Annotated in this window: 24 protein-coding genes and 1 pseudogene; 12 read left to right on the top strand and 13 right to left on the bottom strand. The window is 67.4% G+C overall.

Annotation, left to right across the window (positions count from 1 at the left end; genetic code table 11):
* The 3 genes from ABD693_RS11270 (at nucleotide 1) to ABD693_RS11260 (ending at nucleotide 1,994) form a co-directional block, all read left to right on the top strand.
* Nucleotides 1–597, top strand: coding sequence for a retropepsin-like aspartic protease family protein (locus ABD693_RS11270; RefSeq protein WP_344697165.1), 597 nt, complete (start codon nucleotides 1–3; stop codon nucleotides 595–597).
* A gap of 138 nt (nucleotides 598–735) precedes the next feature.
* Nucleotides 736–1,476, top strand: coding sequence for a nucleoside triphosphate pyrophosphohydrolase (gene mazG / locus ABD693_RS11265; protein WP_344697624.1), 741 nt, complete (start codon nucleotides 736–738; stop codon nucleotides 1,474–1,476).
* A gap of 77 nt (nucleotides 1,477–1,553) precedes the next feature.
* The gene (locus ABD693_RS11260) at nucleotides 1,554–1,994 is read left to right on the top strand and encodes a DUF6985 domain-containing protein (RefSeq protein WP_344697164.1); all 441 of its coding nucleotides are present in this window, start codon (nucleotides 1,554–1,556) and stop codon (nucleotides 1,992–1,994) included.
* Between the two features lie 9 nt (nucleotides 1,995–2,003).
* Here the strand turns inward: ABD693_RS11260 and ABD693_RS11255 are convergent, their stop codons facing one another.
* The 9 genes from ABD693_RS11255 to dusB all read right to left on the bottom strand — a co-directional run bounded on the left by ABD693_RS11255 (nucleotide 2,004) and on the right by dusB (nucleotide 10,995).
* Nucleotides 2,004–3,005 (bottom strand): LLM class flavin-dependent oxidoreductase, encoded by a 1,002-nt coding sequence (locus ABD693_RS11255; protein WP_344697163.1) that lies wholly within the window; start codon nucleotides 3,003–3,005, stop codon nucleotides 2,004–2,006.
* 103 nt (nucleotides 3,006–3,108) lie between these two features.
* Complete coding sequence (locus ABD693_RS11250) at nucleotides 3,109–3,351, bottom strand: hypothetical protein (protein WP_344697162.1); 243 nt, start codon at nucleotides 3,349–3,351, stop codon at nucleotides 3,109–3,111.
* Nucleotides 3,348–3,539: a hypothetical protein gene (locus tag ABD693_RS11245; RefSeq protein WP_344697161.1), complete on the bottom strand. Its 192-nt coding sequence runs from the start codon at nucleotides 3,537–3,539 to the stop codon at nucleotides 3,348–3,350. The genes ABD693_RS11250 and ABD693_RS11245 overlap by 4 nt, the downstream gene beginning before the upstream one ends.
* 45 nt (nucleotides 3,540–3,584) lie before the next feature.
* The gene (locus ABD693_RS11240) at nucleotides 3,585–3,731 is read right to left on the bottom strand and encodes a hypothetical protein (protein ID WP_344697160.1); all 147 of its coding nucleotides are present in this window, start codon (nucleotides 3,729–3,731) and stop codon (nucleotides 3,585–3,587) included.
* Nucleotides 3,732–4,421: 690 nt separating this feature from the next.
* On the bottom strand, nucleotides 4,422–5,726 hold the full coding sequence (hflX, locus tag ABD693_RS11235) for a GTPase HflX (RefSeq protein WP_344697159.1): 1,305 nt from the start codon (nucleotides 5,724–5,726) through the stop codon (nucleotides 4,422–4,424).
* Nucleotides 5,723–6,226 carry an RNA chaperone Hfq gene (hfq, locus tag ABD693_RS11230; protein WP_344697158.1) on the bottom strand — a complete coding sequence of 168 codons (504 nt, stop codon included), beginning with the start codon at nucleotides 6,224–6,226 and terminating at the stop codon, nucleotides 5,723–5,725. The genes hflX and hfq overlap by 4 nt, the downstream gene beginning before the upstream one ends.
* Before the next feature lie 44 nt (nucleotides 6,227–6,270).
* Nucleotides 6,271–7,671: a nitrogen assimilation response regulator NtrX gene (gene ntrX, locus ABD693_RS11225; RefSeq protein WP_344697157.1), complete on the bottom strand. Its 1,401-nt coding sequence runs from the start codon at nucleotides 7,669–7,671 to the stop codon at nucleotides 6,271–6,273.
* A 1-nt stretch (nucleotide 7,672) separates the two neighbouring features.
* On the bottom strand, nucleotides 7,673–9,907 hold the full coding sequence (locus ABD693_RS11220) for a sensor histidine kinase NtrY-like (protein ID WP_344697156.1): 2,235 nt from the start codon (nucleotides 9,905–9,907) through the stop codon (nucleotides 7,673–7,675).
* Between the two features lie 92 nt (nucleotides 9,908–9,999).
* Nucleotides 10,000–10,995 carry a tRNA dihydrouridine synthase DusB gene (dusB, locus tag ABD693_RS11215; RefSeq protein ID WP_344697155.1) on the bottom strand — a complete coding sequence of 332 codons (996 nt, stop codon included), beginning with the start codon at nucleotides 10,993–10,995 and terminating at the stop codon, nucleotides 10,000–10,002.
* A gap of 49 nt (nucleotides 10,996–11,044) precedes the next feature.
* Between dusB and ABD693_RS11210 the strand changes: the two genes are divergently transcribed.
* A complete protein-coding gene (locus ABD693_RS11210; protein ID WP_425567278.1) occupies nucleotides 11,045–12,184 on the top strand; it encodes a bifunctional 2-C-methyl-D-erythritol 4-phosphate cytidylyltransferase/2-C-methyl-D-erythritol 2,4-cyclodiphosphate synthase in 1,140 nt (379 codons plus the stop codon).
* Nucleotides 12,185–12,194: 10 nt separating this feature from the next.
* Nucleotides 12,195–12,698, top strand: coding sequence for a CinA family protein (locus tag ABD693_RS11205; RefSeq protein WP_344697153.1), 504 nt, complete (start codon nucleotides 12,195–12,197; stop codon nucleotides 12,696–12,698).
* Here ABD693_RS11205 and ABD693_RS11200 read toward each other — a convergent pair.
* The 3 genes from ABD693_RS11200 to ABD693_RS11190 all read right to left on the bottom strand — a co-directional run bounded on the left by ABD693_RS11200 (nucleotide 12,659) and on the right by ABD693_RS11190 (nucleotide 14,534).
* Complete coding sequence (locus tag ABD693_RS11200; protein WP_344697152.1) at nucleotides 12,659–13,117, bottom strand: type II toxin-antitoxin system RatA family toxin; 459 nt, start codon at nucleotides 13,115–13,117, stop codon at nucleotides 12,659–12,661. The two genes, ABD693_RS11205 and ABD693_RS11200, sit on opposite strands and share 40 nt — an antisense overlap.
* 5 nt (nucleotides 13,118–13,122) lie before the next feature.
* A complete protein-coding gene (lipA, locus tag ABD693_RS11195) occupies nucleotides 13,123–14,040 on the bottom strand; it encodes a lipoyl synthase (protein WP_344697623.1) in 918 nt (305 codons plus the stop codon).
* Nucleotides 14,041–14,195: 155 nt separating this feature from the next.
* Nucleotides 14,196–14,534: a hypothetical protein gene (locus tag ABD693_RS11190; RefSeq protein ID WP_344697151.1), complete on the bottom strand. Its 339-nt coding sequence runs from the start codon at nucleotides 14,532–14,534 to the stop codon at nucleotides 14,196–14,198.
* A gap of 111 nt (nucleotides 14,535–14,645) precedes the next feature.
* On the opposite strand from ABD693_RS11190, the gene ABD693_RS11185 reads away from it, so the two are divergent.
* The 7 genes and pseudogenes from ABD693_RS11185 to ABD693_RS11155 all read left to right on the top strand — a co-directional run bounded on the left by ABD693_RS11185 (nucleotide 14,646) and on the right by ABD693_RS11155 (nucleotide 20,212).
* A complete protein-coding gene (locus tag ABD693_RS11185) occupies nucleotides 14,646–15,272 on the top strand; it encodes a carbonic anhydrase (protein WP_344697150.1) in 627 nt (208 codons plus the stop codon).
* Nucleotides 15,273–15,277: 5 nt separating this feature from the next.
* Nucleotides 15,278–15,985 carry an NYN domain-containing protein gene (locus ABD693_RS11180; RefSeq protein WP_344697149.1) on the top strand — a complete coding sequence of 236 codons (708 nt, stop codon included), beginning with the start codon at nucleotides 15,278–15,280 and terminating at the stop codon, nucleotides 15,983–15,985.
* Between the two features lie 64 nt (nucleotides 15,986–16,049).
* Nucleotides 16,050–16,565, top strand: coding sequence for a pyridoxamine 5'-phosphate oxidase family protein (locus ABD693_RS11175; RefSeq protein ID WP_344697148.1), 516 nt, complete (start codon nucleotides 16,050–16,052; stop codon nucleotides 16,563–16,565).
* Nucleotides 16,566–16,682: 117 nt separating this feature from the next.
* Complete coding sequence (locus ABD693_RS11170) at nucleotides 16,683–16,892, top strand: hypothetical protein (protein ID WP_344697147.1); 210 nt, start codon at nucleotides 16,683–16,685, stop codon at nucleotides 16,890–16,892.
* Between the two features lie 55 nt (nucleotides 16,893–16,947).
* Entirely contained in the window at nucleotides 16,948–18,522 is a 1,575-nt protein-coding gene (locus ABD693_RS11165) for a hypothetical protein (protein WP_344697146.1), read from the top strand.
* 11 nt (nucleotides 18,523–18,533) lie between these two features.
* Nucleotides 18,534–19,232, top strand: a pseudogene (gene mtgA / locus ABD693_RS11160) (monofunctional biosynthetic peptidoglycan transglycosylase); the annotation flags it as partial.
* 326 nt (nucleotides 19,233–19,558) lie between these two features.
* Nucleotides 19,559–20,212 (top strand): hemerythrin domain-containing protein, encoded by a 654-nt coding sequence (locus tag ABD693_RS11155; RefSeq protein WP_344697145.1) that lies wholly within the window; start codon nucleotides 19,559–19,561, stop codon nucleotides 20,210–20,212.
* A gap of 69 nt (nucleotides 20,213–20,281) precedes the next feature.
* Here the strand turns inward: ABD693_RS11155 and dnaE are convergent, their stop codons facing one another.
* Nucleotides 20,282–23,722: a DNA polymerase III subunit alpha gene (gene dnaE, locus ABD693_RS11150; protein WP_344697144.1), complete on the bottom strand. Its 3,441-nt coding sequence runs from the start codon at nucleotides 23,720–23,722 to the stop codon at nucleotides 20,282–20,284.
* Nucleotides 23,723–23,732: the final 10 nt, after the last annotated feature.

The following is a 23,732-nucleotide window of genomic DNA, read 5'->3' as shown; positions in this document are numbered from 1 at the left end:
ATGCTGACCAACGACCTTCAACTGGGCGGCCTGTACCTCCTGATGGCGGGCATGCTCGTGCTGGGCGCGCTGATCGGCCGCCGCGCACCGGTGCTGCGCGGGATCACTTCGATCATCGCCTTCGTCTTCATCTTCGGCGCCGGCTTCATCGTCTTCAGCTTCAGAGACGATCTCAACTATGTCGCACAGCGGCTCGAGGCCGAAGCGACCGGGCGTCCGGTCCGGCTCGGCGACGGGACGACGCTCCGGGTGCCGCTTGCGGTCGATGGCCATTTCTGGATCCAGGCGCACGTCAACGGCGTGCCGGTCGACTTCCTCGTCGACAGCGGCGCGACCATGACCACGATCGGCCGCAAGACCGCCGCGCTTGCCGGCGTGCCCGTTGGCGACCAGCGCAACCAGCTCGTGCGCACTGGCAACGGCCTCATCAAGATGGCCCGCGCCAACGCCGACACGGTCACCATCGGCGACATCGCGCGCAAGGACGTGAAGCTGTTCGTCGCCGACGGGGACGAACTGAACGTGCTCGGCATGAACTATCTGACGAGCCTGCGGCGCTGGAGCGTCGAGGGACGCTGGCTGGTGCTGGAAGGCTGATTGCCGCCCACCTCTCTATCGCCCACTTAACATAATACATATTATCAGACTTACAGATGAGGTCGCATGAGCGCCGTTTCCGAAGCCCCCGCCGTCATCCACGACCAGCCCGACGCGGCTGCCGCGCTCGAGCGATTGATGAATGTCATGGCTCGGCTGCGCGATCCGCAAACGGGTTGCGAATGGGACACTGTGCAGACCTTCGCGACGATCGCGCCCTATACGATCGAGGAAGCCTATGAGGTGGCCGACGCGATCGCGCGTGGCGACATGGCCGACCTCAAGGACGAGCTCGGCGACCTCGCGCTCCAGATCGTCTTCCACGCGCAGATGGCGGCCGAGGCCGGCCATTTCACGCTGAACCAGGTCCTCGACGGCATCAGCGACAAGATGGAGCGCCGCCATCCGCACATCTTCGGCGACGACGCTACCGGCGGCCACCACCGCTGGGAAGAGATCAAGGCCGCCGAGCGCGCCGCCAAGGCCGATGCCGACCCGAGCGTCCTCGCCGGCGTCGCCCTCGGCCTGCCCGCGCTCGAACGCGCGGTGAAGCTCCAGAAGCGCGCCGCCCGCACCGGCTTCGACTGGCCCGACGCCAGCGGCGCCCGGGCCAAGATTTTGGAGGAGCTCGCCGAGGTCGACAGCGCGACCGACGACGCCCACCGCGAGGAAGAGATCGGCGACCTCCTGTTCGCGGTCACCAACCTCGCACGCTTTCTCAAGATCAATCCCGAAGAGGCGCTGCGCAAAGCCAATGCCAAGTTCGAGAAGCGTTTCCGCAGCATCGAACAGGCGCCCGGCTTCGGTGACATGAGCCTCGACGAGAAAGAGGCGCTGTGGACTGCGGCAAAGCGGGGCGCCACATTCACGCGTGATTGAGGTCTCCAGGGGTTGACGATTTGTCGGACAGTCAGAACATTGCCGCAACGCTGGAAGCGTCCTTCTTTCGGTCGCAAATGGGTATCACCCTTCCCGCCCTGTCCGACCGGCAGCTCAGTGTCACCTTCCGACCCGGAAGGCTCTCGCTCGAGGCGTGCATCCGCACGGTCGAGACACTGGCCACCATGCCCGTCGACGATCGATCGGCAATCGAGACGGCGTTATTCGATTTCTACAGCGAAGCGATCGACGACGGCGACTTCGAGACTGCGCAGGAGCAGCTTGATTGGGAGAAGGCGCAAGGATCGAAGTTTCTCAACCCAAGAGCAGCGGCAGCGCCGTCGGAGGTTTGGCCCCTCACTGCGTTCGATTCGATCATCGTAACCACCGACCGCAGCGAGAACATCATCGCTCAGGTCGAAGGCCGCGCCGCCTGGGACGGGGAGCATGGCGTCGTTCTGACGTTCAGCGACAATGGTGAGCTTCGCGGCGTCGCCGGATGGGGCAAAATCTACTGAGGAATAGCCTCAGCCCGCCAGCGCCGGCTCGGGCTGCTTGGCAGCTTCCACCAGCAGTCCGTACGACCGCAAGCGCGCCTGGTGGTCGTGGATCTGCGCGGTCACCATCAGTTCGTCGGGCTTGGCGCGCTCGACGAACTCGGCGAGCTGGGCCCGGGCCGTGGCGACGCTGCCAATCGCCGAGCAACTCAGCACCTGCTGCAGCATCGCCCGCGCCTCGAGCGGCAAGGTGTCGGCAAACCCGGCGCGCGGCGGCGGGAGCTTGCCCGGCTGGCCGGTGCGAAGGTTCACGAACGCCTGCTGCACCGAGGTCGCGAGGAGTTCGGCCTCCTCGTCGGTATCCGCGACGATCGCGTTGAATCCGAGCATGACATAGGGCTCGGCAAGCTGCGCCGAGGGCGTGAAGTTCCGCCGGTAGATGGCGATCGCGTCCATCATCTGCGCCGGCGCGAAATGCGAGGCGAAGGCGTAGGGCAGCCCCAGCATCGCCGCCAGCTGCGCACCGAAGGTGCTCGAGCCGAGGATCCACAGCGGGATAGTCAGCCCCTCCCCTGGGATCGCCTTCACGCGGCCGTTAGTACCGGCGAAATAGCCTTGCAGCTCAACCACATCGCTCGGGAACTGGTCAGCCCCTGACGACAGGTTGCGGCGCATCGCATAGGCCGCGGCCTGGTCGGTTCCGGGCGCGCGGCCGAGCCCGAGGTCGACGCGGCCCGGATAAAGCGATTCCAGCGTCCCGAACTGCTCGGCGATCAGCAATGGCGCATGGTTGGGCAGCATGACACCCCCCGCCCCGATCCGGATGGTCGAGGTCTGCGACCCCACAAACGCCAGCGCCACCGACGTCGCCGCGCTCGCAATCCCGGGCATCGAGTGATGCTCGGCCATCCAATAGCGCTGGTAGCCAAGCCCCTCGGCATGGCGCGCGAGGTCGGCCGAATTGCGCAGCGACGCGCCGGGGTCGCTGCCCTCCGGAACGGGGGACAGGTCGAGAACGGAAAGAGGAAGCATGACCCCCAAGTGGGTCGGATGACCTCGCCTCACAAGGGCTAGACGGTGCGATTGGCCTCACCGGCACATGGCCGCACGCCGCGAGGCCGAGGGCAAACTGACGTCACCCGAGAACGATCGCCGACCCGGCAATTCCCGCGGCAATGATCGCCAGCGCGAGCGCGCCGAACAGCAGGCCCGATGTCGCATGCGACGCCCGCTCGGTGCCCCGGCGCTTGCTTGCGGCATCCAGTGCCAGCCTCACCCGCAGCGATTTCGACTGCAGCAGTCCGAAACCGAGCATGATGACGGCGCCGGTAGCGACCAGTTGCGCGAGCCCCAATTGGGTGATGATCGGCACGATCATTTCCTCGCTCGCTTGGCGGCGGCGATGGCATCGAGGGCATTCGTGTAGCGAAAGCCGCCCCACTCGAAGCTCGTCTGCTGGCGCGATACGATACCGAGCTCCGTCAGCAGGGCGTGGGGGACGTGTTCCGGGGCGGGGACCGAAGCTGAATGCTCGGCCTGATCGTGATCGTTATCTGAGCCGTGCATGGCTGGGTTCCTGTCGCTTCTGGGAGGATGAGGAGCGGCGCTGCATCAGCGGCGCGAGCGATTGGCGAGGAGCGCTTCCTGCTGCCGGAGCACGCGCGCGCGATGATCGTAGCGAAGCGGACTGACGAGCCCCTGCTCGCAGTCATGGATCAGGCTCGCGCGAAGCCGCGCAACCCCCCTTGCGGTAGGCACATCTGCCAGACTGTCGATGGGTGAAAGCGCCATGTTGATCTCCCACGGAGCGGGAGCAGCTATCTCTCAGGCGCACATCGCTCGATCGTCAGCGCGCTGATCACGATGTGGGGATGGTGCGCGGCCTATACAATCCCTGCTCATTGCGAAATGCAGGCGGATACGGGCTTTCTTTCGGATGCCATGGCCTGGCGACCGCGAAAGGCGTAGAAGCGTGGCATCGCACATCCCGTCGAGCACGTGCGACTGAGAGACAGTCTGCTCCCGCTCCCGTGGAGAGTGACGATGCCCAACAAATCAACGGCCTCCGGCCCGCACTTCACGATCTTTCGGTCCGCTGCGGAAGAAGTGAACCGACAGGCGGCAACCAGCCATCGTGCGGCCTCCAGCGCGGCCGAGGATGCCGGCGATGCATCTGCCGAGGACGCCTGGGTGAACGAAGGCGGGCATTTGGTGGCGAGGAGCCCTCCTCGCTATTTCCCGATGGATCTTCCCCACCCTCGAAACCGCGATGGCACTGACGCCCAAACGGGCTTGCGAGCAACCGCTTCGCCAACACCCGCAAAGTAGGTTTTCGCATGTCGCAATGAACCCGAACGGCAGCATGGCTCTTTCACATCGCAGCCCGACCGGACCGTCGCCGCATGCCAAGTCCACGCCAATATCGACAACTTGGAGGGTCGGGCGACCTTACAGACCCTGGTAGCGCTGCCAGTTCTCCGGGCTCAGCCGCACCGCGACGAACATCTCCTCGCCCTCGTGCCGGCTCTCCAGCACTTCGCCGCGGCTGTGGAGCCAGGCGAGGCGCTGGCCGTCGCTGCTGGCGAGGCGGAGGTGGTGGACCGCCGCGCCCTCGCGCAGCAGTTCGCCGACCCGGGTCAGGAGGCGATCGGTCCCCTCCCCGCTCAGCGCCGACACGGTGATGACGTCATGACGCCGGTCGGCCTCGTTCTCGACCGCCTCGCGGTCGGCGCCTTCGAGGAGATCGACCTTGTTCCAGATCTCGAGCCGCGGCGGTCCCTCTTCGCCTGCTGCGATCCCAAGGTCGCCCAGCACCTGCTCGACGTCTGCCTTCTGGGCGTCGCTGTCGGGGTGGTGGATGTCGCGCACGTGGAGGATGAGGTCGGCGCTCGCCACCTCCTCGAGAGTCGCGCGGAAGGCGGCGACGAGTTCGGTCGGCAGGTTCGACACGAACCCCACCGTGTCCGACAGGATCGCCTTGTCGAAGCCCGGCACGCTGATCTCGCGCATCGTCGGATCGAGCGTCGCGAACAGCAGGTCCTCGGCGAACACCTTGGCGCGGGTCAGGCGGTTGAACAGCGTCGACTTGCCGGCATTGGTGTAGCCGACGAGCGCGATGATCGGCCACGGCGCGCGCTTGCGGCGGTCACGGTGGAGGGCGCGCGTCCGCTTCACCTGGTCGAGCTCGCGGCGGATCTTGGCCATTCGGTCGCGGATCAGCCGGCGGTCGGCCTCGATCTGGGTTTCGCCGGGGCCGCCGAGGAAGCCGAAGCCGCCGCGCTGGCGTTCGAGGTGGGTCCAGCTGCGGACCAGCCGCCCGGCCTGATAGTCGAGGTGGGCGAGTTCGACCTGCAGGCGCCCTTCGGCAGTCGCCGCGCGCTCGCCGAAGATCTCGAGAATGAGCCCGGTGCGGTCGATGACCTTGGCCTTGGTTCCGTCCTCGAGGTTCTTCTGCTGGACCGGGGTCAGCGCCGCATCGACGACGAGCACCTTGGCGTCACGCTCCGCCGCGCGCGCGGCGATCTCCTCGACCTGTCCTTTGCCGAACAGCGTCGCGGGGCGCGGCTGGCGGATTCGGAAGGCCATGCGGTCAGTGACGTCGAGCCCGATCGCCTCGGCCAGCCCCTGCGCTTCGTCGAGCCGGGCGTCGCTGGTCCGGGCGTTGGTCTCGTTCGAGCGGTCGGGCAGCACCACCAGCGCCGCCTCGCCCCGTCGAAGCCCGTCGCCGCCCGCGCGATCGAAACCGGTACTCACTTCTCGTCCTCCTCCTCAGGGTCGGGTTCGACCCCGCCGAGGTGGAGCTGGCTTCCCGGCTGCATGGTCGAGACCGCATGCTTGTAGACGAGCTGCACCTCATTGCCGCGGCCAAGCAGCATCGAGAAGCGGTTGAAGGCGACCACTTCGCCCTGCAGCATGACGCCATTGACGAGGAACACCGTCATCGCCTCACGCTGGCGGATGGCGGCGGCGAGGAACAGGTCCTGAAGCGTCGCCCTCCCCTCCTCCACGCCCTCGCCGCGAAAGCCCGTGAGGTCGAGGTCCGCCGGCGGCCGCGCCGGCATGATGGTCGACATCGCATGCTTGTAGATCAGCTGGCTCACCCCATCACGGCGAAGCAGCAGCGAGAAGGCATCGAACCAGGTGATGACCCCGGTGAGTTTCACGCCCTTCACTAGGAAGATGGTCACCGGAGTCTTCGACCGGCGCAGGCTGTTCAGGAAATGATCCTGCAGGGACAAGGGTTTGGACGGCATTGTTTGGCGTTCTTCTTATTATCGTTGTGGGACGCCAAGCGCCCCTAGCTACCTGAACGCTCGTCTTCGCCATTCTGTCCCTTGTCGCCCAGCCCCAGCGCCTTGAGTTTCCGGTGCAGCGCCGAGCGCTCCATCCCGATGAAGCTCGCGGTGCGGCTGATGTTGCCCGAGAAGCGGCGGATCTGGACCCGGAGGTATTCGCGCTCGAAGCTTTCGCGGGCCTCGCGCAGCGGCGAGCCCATGATCGACAGGGTCGAATTGGACAGCCCGCCCGAGCCACCGCTGTCGAGCACCTCCGCGGGAAGCAGGTCGACGTCGATCCGCCCCAGCCGCTCGGTCGGCGCCATGATGACGGTCCGCTCGATGATGTTCTTCAATTGGCGGACATTGCCCGGCCAATCGTGCGCCTGGAGCGCGGCGAGCGCCTCGTCCGACAGGCTCGGTGCGGGCATGCGGCGGTCGGCAGCGAAGCGCGCCAGATAGTGGACCGCGAGCTCGGGAATGTCCTCGCGTCGCTCGCGCAGGGGCGGAATCCGGATCGGCACCACGTTCAGGCGATAATAGAGATCTTCGCGGAAGCGGCCCGCGCTGATCTCGTCGCTGAGGTTGCGCGAGGTCGCCGAGAGGACGCGGACATCGACCTTGACCGGCCGCTGCCCGCCGACCCGGGTGAAGCTCTGGTCAGTCAGCACGCGCAGGATCTTGCCCTGCGTGGTGATCGGCATGTCGGCGATCTCGTCGAGAAACAATGTCCCGCCATGCGCCTGCTCGAGGAAACCGGGGCGCGCGACCCCATCGACCTCGGAGCCGAACAATTCCTCCTCGACCCGGCCCGGGTCCATCCGCGCGGCGGCGACGGTGACGAACGGCCCGTCGGCGCGCGTGCTCCAGTTGTGGATGGTGCGCGCGGCAATCTCCTTGCCGACGCCGGCGGGCCCGGTGATCAGCACGCGGCTGCCGGTCGGCGCAACGCGCTTCAGCGTGGCGCGAACGGTGTTGATCGCGACCGACGCGCCGTTCAGCTGATCCTCGGTCCCGATGCGCTCCTTGAGATGCGCATTCTCGCGCCGCAGCCGATCGGTTTCGGTCGCGCGGCCGACGAGGTGGAGCAGCCGGCTCGCCTCGAACGGCTTCTCGATGAAGTCGACTGCGCCCTCGCGGATCGCCGCCACCGCAGTGTCGAGATTGCCGTGTCCGCTGATCATCAGGATCGGAAGCGAGCTGTCGCGCCGCTTCACTTCCTCGAGTAGCTGCAGCCCGTCGAGCCGCGAGCCCTGGAGCCAGACATCGAGCAGGACGAGGCTCGGGCGGCGGCTTTCGATCGCCTCGAGCGCCTCGGTCGAATTGGCGGCCGAGCGAACGGCATAGCCTTCGTCCTCGAGCACGCCGGCCACGAGCTCGCGAATGTCGGCTTCGTCGTCCACGACCAGCACTTCTAGAGCCATGTCACGCAGTCTCCTCGTCAGGCGTCTGTTCGGCGGCTTCGGCAAGCACGGCGAGCTTGGCGAAGTCGAAAGCGATGCGGACGTGGGTGCCCCCGCCCGCGCGGTCGAGGAAGGCGATCTCGCCGCCATGCTCCTCGACGATTTTCTTGACGATGGCGAGGCCGAGGCCGGTCCCGCGGACCCGCGTCGTCATATAGGGTTCGGTCAGCCGCTCGCGCTCCTCGGGCAGGCCGATGCCGGTGTCGGTGACGTCGATCACGAGCTGCTGCTCTGTCCGCTTAAGCGCCAGCGCGACACGGTCGCCGGCGAGGCTGTGTTCGCCGCGGGCCTTCCGCGACTCAATGGCTTCGACCGCGTTCTTGACGACGTTCGTCAGCGCCTGGCCAAGCTGGCGGCGGTCGCAGACCATGCGGATGTCGCCGGCCTTCGGATCGAGCGTGAAGCTGATCCCCGGATGCGCGACCTCGTGCAGGAACAGCGCCGTGCGCGCGATCTCGTGGACATTCTCCTCGCGGAACACGGGTTTCGGCATGCGCGCGAAATTGGAGAATTCGTCGACCATGCGGCGAAGGTCGCCGACCTGGCGAACGATGGTCTCGGTCAGCCGGCCGAAGGTCTCGGGATCGGACTGCACTTCCTTGCCGAAGCGCCGCTGGATCCGCTCGGCCGCGAGCTGGATCGGCGTCAGCGGGTTCTTGATCTCGTGGGCGATGCGCCGGGCGATGTCGGACCAGGCAGCGCGGCGCTGGTCGGCGAGCTGCTCGGTGATGTCGTCGAAGGTCAGCACCCAGCCGTCGGCATAGCGCACGCGCTTGACTGCGAGCGTCCGCTGTCCGCCCTCGGCGCGGACCAGCACATCGGCCTCGCGCTGGTCGCCGCAGAGGAATTCGGCGAGCTCGTGGCTGACCTCGTCGAGCGACTGCTCCTCGATGCCCTCGGCCCCGTGCTGCAAGAGCGCCTCGGCCGAACGGTTGGTGAGGAGGATGCGGCGGTCGTTGTCGAGCGCGATGACGCCCGCGGTCACCGACCCCAGCACCGCCTCGATGAAGGCGCGGCGGGTTTCGAGCTGCGTGTTGACCGCCTTGAGCGCACCGGTCTGTTCCTCGAGCCGGCCCGTCATCCGGTTAAAGGCGGCGGCGAGCACGCCGATCTCGTCGTCCTTGCGATTCTCCTCGACGCGTGCGGAGAAATCGCCCTGCTCTACCCGGCCGGCCGCCGACACGAGACCGCCGAGCGGGCGCACCAGGCGGTCGGCGATCTTGAGGGCGAAAAAGATGGCGAGGCCAACGACAAGTAGGCTGCCGATCAACAGCGCGGCATTAAATCGAAGCTGATTGGTGCGGGATCGCTCGGTGAGACTTTGATAGTCGGAGCGAATGGTGTTCGCCCCTTTGATCTGCGCCTCGATCGTTGGGTCAATATTTCGGGCGGCATACAAATAGGTTCGTTCGCCGACGCCGAGCTTGACGAGGACACCCACGCGGTTGGGGGTGCGGACATCGACGAAGCGGCCCGCGCCCGCCTTGGCGATCGCCGCGCGCATCCGCGCCGGATCGAGCATTCCCTCGTAGCCGTTGGCCAAGGCCTCGCTTCGGATCTGCCCGTCGTTCCCGACCGTGAAAATTGCCGCTTCGTTCAGGCTGCGCTGGTAAGTCTGAAAGGCGAGACCCTCGGTCAGTCGCTCCTGGGGCAGGGTACGGATGTATTCGGACACGTCGCCCGACATTGCCTCGGCCTCGGCCCCGACGCGCCCAAGCTCATAGGCATAGACGTTGCTTGCAACGTCGACCGTCCGTTCGAACATGGTCCGTGCCTTGTTCGAGAACCAGAATTCGAGGCCGGACTGGAGCAGCACCGACGCGAAGATCGCGATGAGCACCGTCGGCACTGCCGCGATGATCGAGAAGAGCGCGACGAGGCGGGTGTGGAGGAGGCCGGTGCCAAGCCCGCCCTGCGCCGCGCGCTTGACCGCGAGGCGCCGCGTCAGAAGCACCATCAACAGGATCGCGGGGACGAGATTGCCGACCAGCAAGAGCGCGATCAGCGTCGGCGAGGCCATCTGCCCCTGGTCGCCCGCGCCGAGCACGACATAGCTGACGCCGAGCATCACGATCAGCGCGCCCGCGGCGACCCCCTCCATGATCCGGTAGAAGCGGCCGTTGGCGCGCTCGGCCGCAAGCCAGCGGCTCAGGCTCGGTGGCTGATCAAGGCTTGAAGCGGTTGCGCGAGCATCCATGCGGCGACCGCCCTAGCATGGACTTGTGGCCGAAAGAACACAGTTTGTGACGGTGCGCGTTAACTATTTTCGCGGCGCAGCGAGCGGGCCTACTAGGCGGCCGCCCGGCTCAACCACGGCGCGTAGAAGTCGCGGAGCATCTGGACGACGACCTTGGGATCGTCCTGCGTATTCACTTTCTGGCGGAATTCGGCCGAGCCGTGCAAGCCCTTGGTGTACCAGCCGATGTGCTTGCGCGCGAGGTTCACGCCGGTCTGCGTACCGTACAGTGACTGCATGGCGTCATATTGCTCGAGGATCATCGCGAGCTGCTCGTCCATGCTCGGATCGGGCTTCTCGCCCCCGGCGAGGTCGGCCATCACCTGGCCGAGCAGCCACGGCCGGCCATAAGCGCCGCGGCCGATCATCACGCCGTCGGCGCCCGATTGGCGAAGCGCCTCGCGCGCGTCCTCGCGGCTGTTGATGTCGCCATTGACGATCACCGGCAGGCTGGTCGCTTCCTTGACCTTGGCGACGAACGACCAGTCGGCCGACCCCTTGTACATCTGGTTGCGGGTGCGGCCGTGGACGGTGATCATGCGTGCGCCAAGATCCTCGGCGATCCGCGCGAGCTCGGGCGCATTGAGGCTGTCGTGGCACCAGCCCATCCGCATCTTCACCGTGACCGGCACCGACACGGCTTTCACCGTCGCCTCGATGATCGCGGCGGCGAGCGGCAGGTCTCGCATCAGCGCCGAGCCGGCGTCGCCGTTGACCACCTTCTTGACCGGGCAGCCCATGTTGATGTCGATGATGGCCGCGCCGCGCTGCTCGTTGAGGCGCGCGGCGTCGGCCATTTCCTTCGGGCTGCAGCCGGCGAGCTGGAGCGAGACCGGCTCTTCGCTCGGGTCCCACAGCGCCTTCTGGAGGCTCTGCCGGGTCTCGCGGATCGCGGCCTGGCTGGCGATCATCTCGCTCACCGTCAGCCCGGCGCCGTTGCGCTTGACGAGCTTGCGGAAGGGCAAGTCGGTGACCCCCGTCATCGGCGCGAGGATGACCGGCGCGTCGATCCGGACCGGGCCGATCGTGATAGGCTTGAAACTGTCCATGGGAGCGCGCGCCTTTACAGGAGCGGCCGCTTGCGGGCAAGGCGCGCGCGTGGAGACCGTCACCGCCCTCATCGTCGCCGCCGGTTCGGGCACCCGGATGGGCAGCGACACCCCCAAGCAATATCGCCGGCTGGGCGCGAAGCCGCTGCTGCGCCACGCCGTCGAGGCCCTCGCCCGCCACCCGCGGGTCGATGCGGTCAGGGTGGTGATCGGCGCCGGGCAGGAAGATCCCGCCCGCGAAGCGCTCGCCGGGCTCGACGTCGGCGACCTCGTCACCGGCGGCAAGGAGCGCGCCGACAGCGTCCGGGCCGGGCTCGAGGCCTGCGCCGACGGGATCGTCCTCATCCATGACGCCGCCCGCCCCTTCTGCCCGCCCGCCGTCGTCGACCGGCTGATCGACGCCCTCTCCAAGGCCGATGGCGCGGTTCCGGTGCTGCCGATGGCCGATACGGTCGCCAAGGGCGACAGCGAGCTGCGCGGCACGGTCAACCGCACCCAACTCCTCCGGGTCCAGACCCCGCAGGCCTTCCACAAGTCCGACCTCGTCTATGCCTATGAGGAGGCCGGCCGGGGCACGCCGACCGACGAATCGACGGTCATGCAGCATGCCGGCCTCAAGGTCGCGACCGTGCCCGGCGATGAGAGCCTGCATAAACTTACCACGGCAAATGATTGGGAACGCGCCGAAATGATGCTTGCCGCGCAGATGATCAGCCGCTCGGGCACCGGTTTCGACGTCCATGCCTTCGAGGGGCCGGGCCCCGTCATCATGGGCGGGATCACGATCGACCATCCGCAGGGCCTTGCCGGGCACAGCGACGCCGACGTCGTGCTTCACGCCATCACCGACGCCCTGCTCGGCGCGGCGGCGCTGGGCGACATCGGCCAGCATTTCCCGCCCTCGGACCCGCAATGGAAGGGCGCCGCGAGCGACCGCTTCCTCGTCCATGCCGCCGACCTCATCCGTGAGCGCGGCGGGATCATCGACCATGTCGACTGTACCGTGATCTGCGAGGCGCCCAAGGTCGGCCCGCATCGCGCGGCGATCCAGGCCCGGGTCGCCCAGATCCTGGCCCTTCCGCCCGAACGGGTAAGCATCAAGGCCACCACGACCGAGCAACTCGGCTTCACCGGCCGGCGCGAGGGGATCGCCTCGCAGGCCATCGCCACCATCCGCCTTCCCGCCTAGGATCGCGCCCATGGAATCGCTCGTGCACCCCGACCTCGCCGCGAAGGCCCGCGAGGTGGTCGCCAAGAACAAGGCTGCGGGGCGGCGCATGGCGGTGGCCGAAAGCTGCACCGGCGGCCTCGTCAGCGCCGCGCTGACCGAGGTGCCGGGAAGCTCGGCGGTGTTCGACGCGGGCTATGTCACGTATGCCAATGATGCCAAGACCTCGCTGCTCGGCGTTTCGTCGGACGTTCTCGACACCTTCGGCGCGGTCAGTGTCGCGACCGCCTGGGCGATGGCCAAGGGTGCGCTCGAGAAGTCGGGCGCCGATGTCGCCGTGGCGATCACCGGAATTGCCGGCCCCGATGGCGGCACGCCGTCCAAGCCCGTCGGCACCGTCATCTTCGCCCGCGCCGAAAAAGGGCAGGACCCCGACATGATCATGGCCGACGCCAAGCTGTTCGACGCGACCGATGGCCGCGCCGGGGTGCGGCTTCAGGCCGCGCTGTGCGCGCTCGAGTTGCTCGAACCGTAAAGCGCCGCTGCGCGCTGTTCGAAGGCGTTGGTCATCTTCCTCAGCGCCCGGTCGAACACCTGCCCCGCCACCGCTTCGAAGATCCGGCTGCGGAAGGCGAAGTCGACGCTGAAGCAGAGGTTGGTGCCGCCCTCGGCCGGCTCGAACCGCCACTCGTTATGAAGGAACTTTAGCGGCCCCTCGACATAATCGACCGTGATCGCGTCGGGGTGGTGCTTGATGACCTTGCTGGTGAAGCGCTCGCGAAACGCGCCGAAGCCGACGATCAGGTCCGCCACCATCTCGGTCTCGCTCGACGACCGGATCCGCACCGCGGTCACCCACGGCAGGAATTCGTCATAGCGCGCGACGTCCGCGACCAGCGCGTAGAGCTGCTCGGGCGTGTAGGGGAGGAACCGGTTTTCGGTATGCTTCGGCATGCGTCCTAGCGAGCCAGCCGCGCCGCCCGGGCTTCCTGCATCTTCCGGAAATCGTCGCCCGCGTGATAGCTCGAGCGAGTCAGCGGCGATGCCGCCACCAGCAGGAAGCCCTTGGCCCGGGCGATCGCGGCATAGGCCTTGAACGAATCGGGTGTCACGAACTCCTCGACATTGGCATGGCGCGGGGTCGGCTGGAGATACTGGCCCATGGTCAGGAAATCGATGTCGGCCGAGCGCATGTCGTCCATCACCTGGTGGACCTCGAGCCGCTGCTCGCCGAGCCCGACCATGACCCCCGACTTGGTGAAGATCGCCGGGTTGCGGCGCTTGACGCTCTCGAGGAGGCGGAGCGAGGCATAATAACGCGCGCCCGGCCGGATCGTCGGATAAAGCCTCGGGACGGTCTCGAGATTGTGGTTGTAGACGTCGGGACCGGCGTCGACGATCCGTGCGACCGCTTCCTCGCTCTTGTTGCGGAAGTCGGGGGTCAGGATCTCGATCGTCGTCGTTGGAGTCTCGCGGCGGAGCGCCTCGATCACCTTGACGAACTGGCTGGCGCCGCCGTCGGGAAGGTCGTCGCGATCGACGCTGGTGATGACAATGTGCTCAAGGCCGAGCTTGGCCGCCGCGATGGCGGTGTTCTGCGGCTCGAACGGATCGACCGCGCGCGGCATGCCCGTCTTGACGTTGCAGAAGGCGCAGGCCCGGGTGCAGGTGTCGCCGAGGATCATCACCGTGGCGTGCTTCTTGGTCCAGCACTCGCCGATGTTCGGGCAGGCCGCTTCCTCGCACACGGTGGCAAGGTTCAGCGAGCGCATCAGCTTGCGCGTTTCGGCATAGCCTTCGGAGGTCGGAGCCTTGACCCGGATCCAGTCGGGCTTCCGCGCTCGGGGCGGGGTCGGGAGTGCGGTCGGCGCGTTCATGGCGGCCAGATAGCGATTGGAGTGGCCGACCGCCACCCCTACCCCTTCGGCCACGCGACGGGACGCCAGATGCGCCAGAGGGGCCCCCGCCTGGTGGCAGGGACCCCTCCGTCAGCCGCTCGCGCGGCCATTATCTTCCCGAGGGAAGAAACGCTTTAGCAGCGGGTGTTGTAGTCGTAGATCGGGTTGCCGTTACTATCGACATAATAGCAGTAGCCGCGGGTGTCGCGGTAGTACTGCTTGCCCTTGACCACGGCGCCGATCACCGCACCGGCGATGCCGCCGGCAACCGCGCCGCCGACCGTCGAAACGCCCGGAACGACCGCGCCGAGCACGCCGCCGGCAACCGCGCCGACCGCGGCACCGGTCGCGGCGCGCTGCGCCTGCGAGTTGTTGCCGCCATTATAATAGGGATCGCCATAGGGATTGGTGGTCGCGCAACCGGTGACCGAAACGCCTGCGACCAATACGGCCGCCATCATCGCCTTCTTCATGGATACGTCCTCCAGCTAAATCATCGTCTGGATGGTGAAGCGCGGGAAGCCGACAATCGTTCCGCCCACGTGCAATTGCAAAGGGAGGGCGGTTCAATTAGCCGCTCGCCGATGCAAGCTTATCGTGCGCTTCTCGACGGCTATCGCCGCTTCCGTTCCACCGGCTATCCCGATCAGCGTCGGCGCTGGGAGGCCCTCGCGACGGGTCAGGAGCCACCGGTCATGATCATCGGCTGCTGCGACAGCCGGGTCGATCCGGCGACCATCTTCGATACCCTGCCGGGCGAGATGTTCGTGCTTCGCAACGTCGCCAACCTCGTCCCGCCCTACGAGGTGGGTGGCGGGCTCCACGGCGTGTCGGCGGCGCTCGAGTTCGCGGTGACGGCCCTCAACGTCAAGCACGTGATCGTGATGGGGCACGGGGCCTGCGGGGGGATCGCCGCGTCGCTCGCCGGCGACCTAGATCCCGAGCAGAGCTTCATCCCGGGCTGGATCGCGATGCTCGACGACGCCCGCGAAAAGGTCGTCGCCGAGGCGCCCGAGAACCCCCAGCGGGCGCTCGAGCTCGAGGGCGTCAAGACCAGCCTCGCGAACCTGCGCACCTTCCCGTTCGTCGCCGAGCGCGAGAAAGCGGGCTCGCTGATGCTCCATGGCCTTCATTTCGGGGTCGCCGACGGCAAGCTGTGGGCGCTCGACGAGCAGACCGGCGAGTTCGACCCCGTGACAGAGGACGCCTGACCATCATGGACCGCGACCGCAACATTGCCCTGCTGATCGACGCCGACAATGCCTCGCCCGACCACCTCGACGAGGTGTTGCTCGTGCTGGGCGAACTGGGCGGAATCAATGTCCGCCGCGCCTACGGCAACTGGTCCAAGCCCGCGCTCAAGAACTGGGGCCTGCTCACCACCCAGCATTCGATCCAGCCGATCCAGCAGTTCGACGTCGTCAAGGGCAAGAGCGCGACCGACATGCGGATGGTGATCGACGCCATGGACATGCTCCACCGCGACCAGATCGACGGGCTGGGCATCATGTCGAGCGACAGCGACTTCCTCCCCCTCGCCCAGCGCATCCGCGAGGCGGGCATCCCGGTCTATGGCTTCGGCACCGCCAAGACCCCGGTCAGCTTCCAGAACAGCTGCACCCGCTTCTTTGACGTCGCCGCGCTGGCCGCCGCCGAACCCGACGAACCTGCCGATCCCGACCACGAGGCACGCCCGGTCGAGCAGGAATTGCTTAATGCGCTCGGTTCGGCCTGGAAGCAGAGCAAGCGCGACCAGGAAGGCTTTGCGTCCCTGTCCGAAGTCGGTCAGCGCGCCAAGGCGGTGCTGAGCTTCTCGGTCCGCAACTATGGCGCGCGCAGCCTCTCCGAGCTCGTCCGCTCGATGCCCGAGTTCCAGGTCAGGGAAGCTGACGGCGGCGGGCTGCTGGTCCGCCGGGTCCGCTAGGAACGAAGGAACCCTCCCCCGCCTCTCCCGTTTCGGTGCCAAACCTTTTCATGGGAGAGATCAAGTGGCTGATGCCGAGCGCGCCGAGGAACTGAAGGAAGCCTTCTGGAAGGAGCTGAAGAGCTCGCCGTTCGTGATGATCGGCCTCCAGGGCGTCGAAGACAGCCGCACCCGCCCGTGGACCGTGCAGGTCGACTGGAAGGATGACTCCAAGGACGGCGGCGACATCTATTTCTTCGGCGCCAAGTCCGAGGCGATCGTGAAGGGCCTGTCGGAAACCAACCGCGCGGTCTGCACCTATGCGTCGAAGGGCCACGACCTGTTCGCGCACATCCACGGCACGCTCGAACTGGTCAACGACCGGGCGCTGGTCGACAAGTTCTGGAACCCGTTCATCGCCGCCTGGTACAAGGACGGCAAGGACGATCCCGAGCTCCAGCTGCTGCGCTTCGACACCAGCAAGGCCGAGATCTGGAAGGCCGAAACCGGTTCAACGCTGGTCGCGGTGGCACTCAAGATGCTCGGCCGCGACCCCGGCAAGGATCACGAGCACGAGAACCAGGCCGAAGTCGCACTCTGACGAGTGTGACAGCTTAATCACAGTTTCGCTTCGTATACGTATGTGCGGCCTTTCGTCGGGAACCCGACCGACGGAGGGCCGTTCGTGCCACAGCGACTTTACCTGTCTTCAGACGTAGTGAGTAACGCTTTGGCTTCCGATCCTACATTCACCGGCCGCGACGACGCCTCCTCCGAGGGCGCCGACGACAAGGCTGCCCTTACCATCAAGGCGGCGCGTTGCCGTCGCCTCGCCGCCGGGATCTCCGACACCCAGGCCGCCGACGTGCTGAGCAGCATGGCGCGCAGTTACCAGGCGGCCGCCGATCGCCTCGGCAAGCACGACTAGCCAGATTCGTCAGGTCCGCTAAGCTCCCGCCGTCTGAATGGGGGGAGCCAAGAGCATGCGGATCCAAGCCACCATCCTGGGCCTGTTGCTGACGGCAGCGGTTCCCGCTTCGCCTGCACTAGCGCAAAGCCATGCAGGCCATGCCGACATGGTTGCGCCCGCCACCCCCCAATTGCTCAGCGGTTATGGTGGCGGTGGCCTCAAGATCGACACGCAAGTCCCGCAGGCGCAGGCATTTTTCGACAACGGCCTCCAGCTCGCCGCAGCCTTCGCGCATGCCGCGGCCGTCGAGGCGATGAAGGAAGCGCGCCGGCTCGATCCCGCCTGCGCCATGTGCGTCTGGGGCGTCGCGTGGGCCGACGGTCCGACCATCAATTACAACAAGACGCCCGAAGAGATGAAAGGCCTGCTCAAGCTCGCCCGCGAGGCGCAGGCCATGGCCGCGAAGGGCGGCGATCCGCTCGAGAAGGCGCTCACCGATGCGCTCGTCGTCCGCTACACCAAGGGCGGCGGCTGGGGGCAGCCGGGCGACCTCGCCTTCGCCGACGCGATGCAGAAGATTTCCGACCAGCATCCCGACAACGACCAGATCGCGAGTTTCGCCGCCGACGCCTGGCTCCAGGCCGGCAGCGAGGACGAGGCCAAGATGAAGGCCGCCGCCCGGCGCAGCATGGCCGCCGCCGAGCGCGTCCTGGGTCGCAACCCGACCTATACCCCGGCGATCCATTTCTACATTCACGCCAGCGAGATCGCCGGCGAGCCCGCCAAGGCCGAACCCTTCGCCAATCGCCTCGGCGCGCTGGCCCCCAACGCCCAGCATCTCGTCCACATGCCGAGCCACACCTTCTACTGGGTCGGGCGCTACCGCGAGGCGGGGCTGGTCAACCGTCAGGCGGTCGAGATCGTCTATGCGCAGGCCAAGGCCATGGCGGTGCCGCCGCCCGCGGGGGTCTTCGGGGTCCCTTATCACCTCCACAACGTCACCTTCGGGATCGGCGGCGCACTGATGGCGGGCGATGCCGAGACCGCCTTGTGGCTCGCCCGGCCGCTCGTCACCGCCTCGCTCTCGGCTGACAAGGCGCTCGCCAGTTCGCAGCGCGCGGCCGCCGGCGCTTACGTCGCGCTCGGGATCCTCGCCGACCCGCGAGAGATCCTCGCCGTGCCCGAGCCCAGGCTCCCGATGCTCAAGGGCATGTGGCATTATGCCCGGGGCGAAGCCTTCGCGCGCCTCGGCCGCGCCGCCGACGTGCGCCGCGAACAGGCCGCCATCCCCGCGGCGCCCGAGCCCAAGCGCAAGAAGGACGATTACGACTGGTATGGCCGCCAAACGCTGCGGATCGCGAGCGCGGTGCTCGACGGGCGTGCGGCAATGATCGAGGGCAAGCCCGCGCTTGCCGCCGCCGCCTTCGAGCGCGGATCGCTGCTCCAGGAAGATGCCGATTACGGCTATTCGGGCGATCCGCCCGCCTGGTGGTCGCCGGTTCGCCGGTTCGAGGCCGAGGCCAGGCTCGCCGGCGGTGATCTGGCCGGGGCCAAGCAGAGCGCGGACAAGGCCCTCAAGGGCCGGCCCCTCGATCCGGGTTCGCTGGCGGTGCTGGCGGCGATTGAAAGCCGGCGGGCGGCCCGCTAGCCGCGTCCTCCATGGCCCGCTCCCGTCCCGCCCGCTCGCTTCCTGCGCGGATCTTCCGCTTCCTGCTGTTGCTGGTCGTGGTCTTCGTCGCGGGATCGATCTTGTGGGTGATCGCCTACCGCTTCATCAACCCGCCGATCACCGCGACCATGGCGGGCGACATGCTCGCCGGGCGCGGCGCGACGCGCGAGTGGATGGGGCTCGACCGGATCGACCGCGACGTGGTCCGCGCGGTGGTAGCCGCCGAGGACAGCAAGTTCTGCAGCCATGCCGGCTTCGACTGGGACGCGATCAGCGACGCCGCGCGGCGCAACGCCAGCGGCGGCCGGATCCGTGGCGGCTCGACCATCAGCCAGCAGACCGCCAAGAACGCCTTCCTGTGGCAAGGCGGCGGCTATGCTCGCAAGGGTGCCGAGGCCTGGTTCACCTTCCTGATCGAGCACCTGTGGGGCAAGCGCCGGATCATGGAGGTCTATCTCAACCTCGCCGAGACCGGGATCGGCACCTATGGCGTCAACGCCGGCGCCGAGCGCTACTACGGGCATGACGCCGCCGCGCTGACCCGGACCGAGGCCGCCCGGCTCGCCGCCGTCCTGCCGCTCCCCAAGGGCCGCGCGGCGATCGCGCCGCAGGGCTTCACCCGCCGTTACGGCAACAGCATCGCCGCGCGGATCGCGATCGTCGCCCGCGACGGGCTCGACGCCTGCGTCTACCGGGGCACGACCGCGCCCAGGGACCGCACTCCGCCGCCGAGCCGCAAGCCCGTCTCCTTGCCGGGCTCGGACGTCGAGACGGCGACCCCGCCTCCACCCCCGCGTGACGTCATCGAGCAGCTTCCGGAGGCGCAACCGGAACCGGCTCCCGAGGAAGTGGCGGCACCCCCGCCCGAGGCGGAACCCGAAATGGATGCGCCGCCCGCTCAGGACACCAATCAGGCCTGACCTACGGCGCCTGCTGCAAACCGCTCGCAACAGGAACGTCGCGCTCCCGCCGCTTGTTGACGCCCATGAGAATTCAACAAGTTGGGAGAGCCATCATGGCCACGCGTAACGAAACCCGGACTCGCAGCCGCAGCAACGACAACAACCGCAAGACCCGCAAGCCCGCGGCCGAGAAGAGCGCCTTCTCGTTCGGCAACGGCGAGAGCGGCGCCGCCCCGCTGCTCGGCGCGCTGGCGGCCGGCGCGGCGATCGGCATCGGCGCCAACTGGGCGCGCAAGTTCCTGCAGCAGGCGTCGGAATCGGTCATGGCCGGCAACGCCTGGGACGAGATCCTGAAGCTTGAGCACAAGGCGACACTCGCCAAGTTCGACGCGCTCCTCGCCACCGAGGACAGCGAAACGGTCAAGCGCGCGGGCCTCGTCAAGCTCCTCCACTACGGCCTCAACAAGCACAGCTTCCAGGAGGAGCAGGTCGTCTATCCGGCGCTTCGCCAGGCCAATGAAACGGTCGACGCCGACCATCTCGAGCATGAGCATGGCTATGTGAAGACCTACCTCTATCGCCTTGAGAACATGGAAAAGGATTCGGCCGAGTTCCTGCCGACCGTGCGCGAGTTCCGCGACCTCATCGCCGAGCATGCGAAAATGGAAGAAGAGCAGGTCTACCCGCGCTTCAAGGCCGCGATGAGCGATGAGCAGAACGCCCGGATCACCATGCTGATGAACAAGGAAGGCATGAAGATGAACTGAGGCTCGGCGACGAGCTTCGTGTAAACCAGAACGTCGTCCCGGCCCGCGCCGGGGCGACGTTTTGGTTTGTCAGCCCACCAGCCGAAGCTGTTCGGCCGCTGCCAAGGTCACTCCGTCCTCGCCGACGAAGCGCGCGAGCCGTGCCGCGAACTCGGCATCGACCGCGAAGCGCCCGGGAAGCAGAAGGGTCGCCTCGCGCCCGTCGGTGACCGGCACGAGCAGCCGGACGATTCCGCTTCCGCTCTTGGCTTGGCCCAGCTCCTTCAGCACCGCCGGCAGCACATCCTCGCTCGGCACGCGCGCCGTCAGCTCGACCCGGCTTCGCCGCGCCAGTTCCTCGAGCGGCTGGAAGCGCTTGATCGTCACGCGCGGCTGGTCCTCGCCCGGACGCCGGTCGAGTTCAACCGACAGCAGCCCGCACTGCCCGCTCTTGGCGCCCGCCTCGACCGCGGCTGCCGCTTCCTCGTCGAACACGGTCGCGTCGAACTGGCCGCCGCTGTCGCTGAACCGGGCCATGAGGAAGCGCTTGCCCCGCTGCGAGGTGCGCCAGCGCGCTTCCTCGACCAGCCCCGCCATCACCGCCGCGCCGCGCCCTTCCGCCGGGATCGGCACCGAGCCGAGGTCGGTGCTCGTCCGCACGCGGTGCGCGGCGAGGAGATGCTTGTGGCTGTCGACCGGGTGGGCCGAGAAATAGAAGCCGAAGCTGTCGCGCTCGGCCGCCATCCGCTCGGCGAGCGTCCAGTGCGTGTCGCGCGGCAGGCGGATCGGCGCGACGTCCTCGGCCTCGCCGCCCCCGCCGAACAGGCCGCCCTGCCCGCTGGTCCGCTGCTGGTGCGCGCTGGTCGCATGCGCGAGGATCGTCTCCGCGCCCGCATGCACCGCCGCGCGGTCGTCATTGAGCCCGTCGAGCGCGCCCGCTGCGGCGAGGCTCTCGAGCTGGCGGCGGTTGAGCAGCCGCGGGTCGATCCGCGCGGCGAAGTCCTCGAGGCTGGTGTACGGCCCCTTGGTCTTCCGGTCGGCGACCAGTTCGGCCATCGCCTTCTCGCCGACACCCTTCAATGCCCCCAGTGCATAGCGCACCGCGCCGTCGGCGACGTCGAAATCGGCTTCGCTCGCATTGATGTCGGGCGGGAGCAGGGTCAGCCCCATGCGCCGCAGGTCGTCGACGAACAGGCAGAGCTTGTCGGTCTGGTGGATGTCGTAGCTCATCGACGCGGCGAAGAACTCCGCCGGATGATGCGCCTTCAGCCAGGCGGTGTGATAGGCGACGAGCGCATAGGCCGCCGCGTGGCTCTTGTTGAAGCCGTAGCCGGCGAACTTGTCGATCAAGTCGAACAGTTCATTGGCCTTGGCGGGCTTGATGTCCTGCCGACCGCAACCCTCGACGAAGCGCTCGCGCTGCGCGTCCATCTCGGCTTTGATCTTCTTGCCCATCGCTCGGCGGAGGAGATCCGCTTCGCCGAGGCTGTAGCCCGCGAGCACCTGCGCGGCCTGCATGACCTGTTCCTGATAGACGAAGATGCCGTAGGTTTCCTTCAGCACTTCCTCGAGCAGGGGATGCGGATATTCAATGACTTGCCGCCCGTTCTTGCGATCGCCGAACAGCGGGATGTTGTCCATCGGGCCCGGGCGATAGAGCGACACCAGCGCGATGATGTCGCCGAAGTTGGTCGGCCGCACGGCCGCGAGCGTCCGCCGCATGCCTTCGGATTCGAGCTGGAACACGCCCACCGTGTCACCGCGCTGCAGAAGCTCGTAGACCGCCGGGTCGTCCCAACCGAGCTTGGCATAGTCCGCCGTGATCCCGCGCTTGGCCAGCAGCCGCTGGCCTTCCTTGAGCACCGACAGGGTCTTCAAACCGAGGAAGTCGAACTTCACCAGCCCCGCGCCCTCGACATATTTCATGTCGAACTGCGTGACCGGCATGTCGGAGCGGGGATCGCGGTGGAGCGGGACCAGCTCCTGCAGCGGACGGTCGCCGATCACCACGCCCGCGGCGTGGGTCGAGCTGTGCCGCGGCAGGCCCTCGAGCTTCATCGCGAGGTCGAACAACCGTTTGACCTGCGGCTCGTTCTTCACTTCGGCCGCCAACTCGCTGACGCCGTTCAGCGATCGCTCGAGCGTCCACGGGTCGGTGGGATGGTTGGGGACGAGCTTCGCCAGCCGGTCGACATGGCCGTAGCTCATCTGGAGGACGCGGCCCGTGTCCTTGAGGACGGCGCGGGCCTTGAGGCGCCCGAAGGTGATGATCTGCGCCACCTTGTCCCGGCCGTACTTGCCCTGGACGTAGCGGATCACCTTGTCGCGGTGGGTTTCGCAGAAATCGATGTCGAAGTCGGGCATCGACACGCGCTCGGGGTTGAGGAAGCGCTCGAACAGCAGGCCGAGCGCCAGCGGATCGAGGTCGGTGATGAGCAGCGCCCAGGCCACCGCCGAGCCCGCGCCCGAACCACGCCCCGGCCCCACCGGAATGTCGTTCGCCTTGGCCCACTGGATGAAGTCGGCGACGATCAGGAAGTAGCCCGCAAACCCCATGCGGGTGATGACGTCGAGCTCGAAGTCCAGCCGCTCGCGATAGGCGGGCTTCTGACCCTCGGGATAGTCGGCGATGCGGCCTTCGAGCCCGGCATGCGCGGCCTTGCGCAGCGCTTCGTCCTCGTCCTCGCCCATGCGCGGCAGGATCGGGCGGCGCTTGGGCGCGGCCACCGCGCAGCGGCGCGCGACGACCAGCGTGTTGTCGAGCGCTTCGGGCAGGTCCGAGAAAAGCTCGGCCATCACCGCTTCGGGCTTGAGCCAGGCGTCCTCGCTCGAGCGCTTGCGGTTCCCCTCGTCGACATAGCTGCTGCTGGCGATGCACAGCATGACGTCATGCGCCGGGTGGAAGTCGGGCTCGGCGTAGAGTGCGGGGTTGGTCGCGACCAGCGGCAGGTCGAGACCGTAGGCGAGGTCGAGCAGTGCGGCTTCGGCCGCTTCCTCGGCCGCGTCGCAGCGCCGGCTGACCTCGACATAGAGCCGGTCCGGGAAGATGCCGGCGAAGGTTTCGAGTGCGCGCTTGGCCTTGCCGGCCTGCCCGTCGGCGAGCAGCCGCACGACGCTCCCCTCCCCGCCCGCGGTCAGCGCGATCAGCCCCTCGGCGTGGCCGCGAAAATCGTCGAGCGTGACGTGAGGGTCGAGGTGGTCGGGGCGCTCCATATGCGCCTTGCTGACCAGCTTGCAGAGGTTGGAATAGCCGCCCTCGTCCTTGGCGAGGAGGACGATCCAGTCGATCGTCTCGGCCTTGCCGCCCCATTCGGCCGGGCGCGCGAGTCCGAGGGTCGCGCCGACGATCGGCTGCACGCCCGCGTCCATCGCCGCGTCGCTGAACGCCATCGCCGCATAGAGGCCGTTGCGATCGGTCAGCGCGACCGCGGGAAAGCCGAGCTTCTTCGCCTGCTTGGCCAGGATCTTGGGCTCGATCGCCCCCTCGAGCATCGAGAAGGAGGAGAGGACTCTTAAGGGGACGAAGGCCATGATTCGGGGT

Source organism: Sphingomonas rosea (assembly GCF_039538065.1).
GTDB lineage: Bacteria > Pseudomonadota > Alphaproteobacteria > Sphingomonadales > Sphingomonadaceae > Sphingomicrobium > Sphingomicrobium rosea.
This window is presented reverse-complemented; position numbering and strand designations above follow the sequence as displayed.

Bases quoted from the DNA above. Each gene is read 5' to 3' on its own strand.
- ntrX (WP_344697157.1), bottom strand. From the start codon at position 7,671: ATGGCTCTAGAAGTGCTGGTCGTGGACGACGAAGCCGACATTCGCGAG.
- ABD693_RS11250 (WP_344697162.1), bottom strand. From the start codon at position 3,351: ATGATCGTGCCGATCATCACCCAATTGGGGCTCGCGCAACTGGTCGCT.
- hfq (WP_344697158.1), bottom strand. From the start codon at position 6,226: ATGCCGTCCAAACCCTTGTCCCTGCAGGATCATTTCCTGAACAGCCTG.
- ABD693_RS11185 (WP_344697150.1), top strand. From the start codon at position 14,646: ATGCAAGCTTATCGTGCGCTTCTCGACGGCTATCGCCGCTTCCGTTCC.
- ABD693_RS11180 (WP_344697149.1), top strand. From the start codon at position 15,278: ATGGACCGCGACCGCAACATTGCCCTGCTGATCGACGCCGACAATGCC.
- mazG (WP_344697624.1), top strand. From the start codon at position 736: ATGAATGTCATGGCTCGGCTGCGCGATCCGCAAACGGGTTGCGAATGG.
- ABD693_RS11155 (WP_344697145.1), top strand. From the start codon at position 19,559: ATGGCCACGCGTAACGAAACCCGGACTCGCAGCCGCAGCAACGACAAC.
- ABD693_RS11190 (WP_344697151.1), bottom strand. From the start codon at position 14,534: ATGAAGAAGGCGATGATGGCGGCCGTATTGGTCGCAGGCGTTTCGGTC.
- ABD693_RS11200 (WP_344697152.1), bottom strand. From the start codon at position 13,117: ATGCCGAAGCATACCGAAAACCGGTTCCTCCCCTACACGCCCGAGCAG.
- lipA (WP_344697623.1), bottom strand. From the start codon at position 14,040: ATGAACGCGCCGACCGCACTCCCGACCCCGCCCCGAGCGCGGAAGCCC.
- ABD693_RS11220 (WP_344697156.1), bottom strand. From the start codon at position 9,907: ATGGATGCTCGCGCAACCGCTTCAAGCCTTGATCAGCCACCGAGCCTG.
- ABD693_RS11245 (WP_344697161.1), bottom strand. From the start codon at position 3,539: ATGCACGGCTCAGATAACGATCACGATCAGGCCGAGCATTCAGCTTCG.
- ABD693_RS11260 (WP_344697164.1), top strand. From the start codon at position 1,554: ATGGGTATCACCCTTCCCGCCCTGTCCGACCGGCAGCTCAGTGTCACC.
- dusB (WP_344697155.1), bottom strand. From the start codon at position 10,995: ATGGACAGTTTCAAGCCTATCACGATCGGCCCGGTCCGGATCGACGCG.
- ABD693_RS11270 (WP_344697165.1), top strand. From the start codon at position 1: ATGCTGACCAACGACCTTCAACTGGGCGGCCTGTACCTCCTGATGGCG.
- ABD693_RS11165 (WP_344697146.1), top strand. From the start codon at position 16,948: ATGCGGATCCAAGCCACCATCCTGGGCCTGTTGCTGACGGCAGCGGTT.
- dnaE (WP_344697144.1), bottom strand. From the start codon at position 23,722: ATGGCCTTCGTCCCCTTAAGAGTCCTCTCCTCCTTCTCGATGCTCGAG.
- ABD693_RS11205 (WP_344697153.1), top strand. From the start codon at position 12,195: ATGGAATCGCTCGTGCACCCCGACCTCGCCGCGAAGGCCCGCGAGGTG.
- ABD693_RS11255 (WP_344697163.1), bottom strand. From the start codon at position 3,005: ATGCTTCCTCTTTCCGTTCTCGACCTGTCCCCCGTTCCGGAGGGCAGC.